We start from the raw sequence: 2,404 nt of genomic DNA on the forward strand, positions 1-2,404 counted from the left end.
AGAGCTTGAAACTGAACGCATTGAATTAGATAGTAATAATGACGATATTTTCAGGAAGCTTGTCGTTCAAGATCAATCCTTAGACGACATTCCTGCAGAAACTGTTTCCCAGAGACGGCTAGTGAACGCGAAGCGTGTGATACGAAACTGGTTAGAAGGGAAGCGGGAAGTGTATATTACCGAGGACAGTCATGACGAATACTATGCATTTTTAAGAGAAGTACAAAAGATAGTTCGGACCGGTCTTGAGGTTACTCAGTATGTCGTAGAAGATGAGACTGAAAGCGGTCGTCTATTCGAAGTGATCAATGACCGTGGGAAAGATCTGACCAATCTGGACCGCATAAAAAGTTACTTAGTGTATTGCTCTGCCCGATTTAACGATAATGATATGTCTCGAGAGGTTTATACACAAATTGGTGAAGTTCTCGAGAATATCACCAAGTATGGCGGCACTGATTCTGATATTGAAACATTCGTACGTTATCATTGGAGGCTCTTCTCGGGTGAGCTAGTTCTAGCTCGCCAGACTAATTCTGAGTATACAACGGTTCACAGACGAATCAAGCACTTGGAGAAACATGCGTCATTGAATCAGGAAGAGCGGTCCGTTCGTGATTGGATTGACGACTACTTGGAAAGCATCTTAGCGTGCTCGAAAGCTTATCTTGTAATCAAGAACCCAAAAGAAATTGAGTCAGACTACGAGAGGGTGAACGAAATAGTTCGGGACTTACAAGGTTTGAATCGTCTTCCTGTATCGAATAATTTCCTTCCATTAATGATGGCTACGCACAATCGATTCGGGATTGGAGATGAATTTCGACGGGTCGTGAGTTTGTGTGAGAAATTATCCTTTAGGGTGTATAACGTAGCAGGACGGCGCACTGACGCAGGTCGTGCTGCTCTCCAAAGACATGGATATTGGATAGAATGGGCAGGTCGACAGAATAGAGCTAACAGGATTTTCGACGGTGGGCAAGCAGCACTAAAGTTCGATGTCCTATCTGAAGCAATCCCTGCTACTTGTCGTCGGATCGAGTCCGAGATTGGCAGCAATTGTCCAGATACATACTTCATGGATTGCCTGCTTAGAGACGACCTCTTCAATGGGACTGACCGCAACGATGGTTGGACCGGAGTTCGTGATAAGACAGTAGTTCAGTATTTATTATACAAATACGAGCATCATCTACGGACGAAGCCTGGACGGGATACTATGACTCAGATGCCTTCATTCGAGACTTGGAAGTCTGAGGGTATTAGTATCGAACACATCCACCCACAGAATGCAGAAGGTAATAGTGAACTAGATGAGATTACCGATACACTTGGGAATCTACTTATAATTGGTCAAAAGGATAATTCTGGTCTGAGCAACCTCGATTATGCACAGAAGTACGAGGATACATATTCAGATTCGTCTATGAAGATGTGCGAAGAGCTCCCCTCTCCTGAAGAAGGCTGGTCGAAAGAAACAGCAAATAACCGTGCTTGGAGGATTGTGCGCTTTGCATTAGAAGAATGGGGGAATCTGAGCAAAGCACACATTCGCTTCGACAAACAGCCCAGTGATACAGAAGTATCCCCCTTAGAAATTCGGAATATTGCACATAGTGTACGTAAGTATCACAAGAAGAACAGTGACGATAGCTTCGTCATTCCATCTATTAGATTCAAACGTGAGAATGTGACGGGAGAAGAGTGGAAGACAATGAATCATTGTGATTCATGCGAGGGTATCATCGTAGACCTCAACTCTTTGCAGGACTGGGATGCTACTTGTAGTGGTTGTTCATCTGATCTCCCAGAACCCGTATATAAGTTCCGAGAGAGCGATTACATCAAAGCGACATAGCACGTAAATTGCTGAACGCTCTTATGAAGAATATTGTTGGCGAGTCAAATGAAGGGATCTACTCGCAGGGAATGAGATCGAAGTGCCGGAACCCGACCGGGATAGGATTGTCCTCTTCAACTGGCCGGACACGATAGGAATAGCAGTCGAGTTGTCGTCCAGTCTCTTCGCTCAAATCATCTTCAAAACGATCTACGACAATACACTGAGTGTTGTGATAATCAACGTCAACATCATCGTCATGGATGTAGACGCGTACACGATCACCAGTTGAGTAAGGATCGTCAGCTGGTTGAGGGATATCTTCCATATTGACTGATGAATGTTTAAGAGGTAACCATTTGAAAGGGTTAGGTAATGTCTGAGGCTGTCACATCTGATCTCCAAGATGGGTTCGCTCGAGTCCACGAGGAGATTCGGGAGGAAGGTAGCGAGTTCGACTTCCGATTCAGTCTTGTAAACCATCTGTTCACCGACGCCCTCGGTTGGTCGCGTACTGAAGGAGAGGGGCATGTCAATTTCGAAGACGATCAAAAAGACGTACTA

General features: G+C 44.7%; 2 protein-coding genes. Both read left to right on the plus strand.

What is annotated here, in order from left to right:
* Positions 1–1,858 (plus strand): HNH endonuclease family protein (locus tag QA600_RS22715; RefSeq protein WP_278294214.1); only part of this gene is annotated, 1,858 nt, incomplete at its 5' end.
* A gap of 357 nt (positions 1,859–2,215) precedes the next feature.
* The coding region (locus QA600_RS22720; RefSeq protein ID WP_278294215.1) for a hypothetical protein at positions 2,216–2,404 on the plus strand (189 nt) is incomplete at its 3' end.

It is taken from the genome of Natronococcus sp. A-GB1 (assembly GCF_029688845.1).
In the GTDB taxonomy this organism is placed as follows: Archaea; Halobacteriota; Halobacteria; order Halobacteriales; family Natrialbaceae; genus Natronococcus.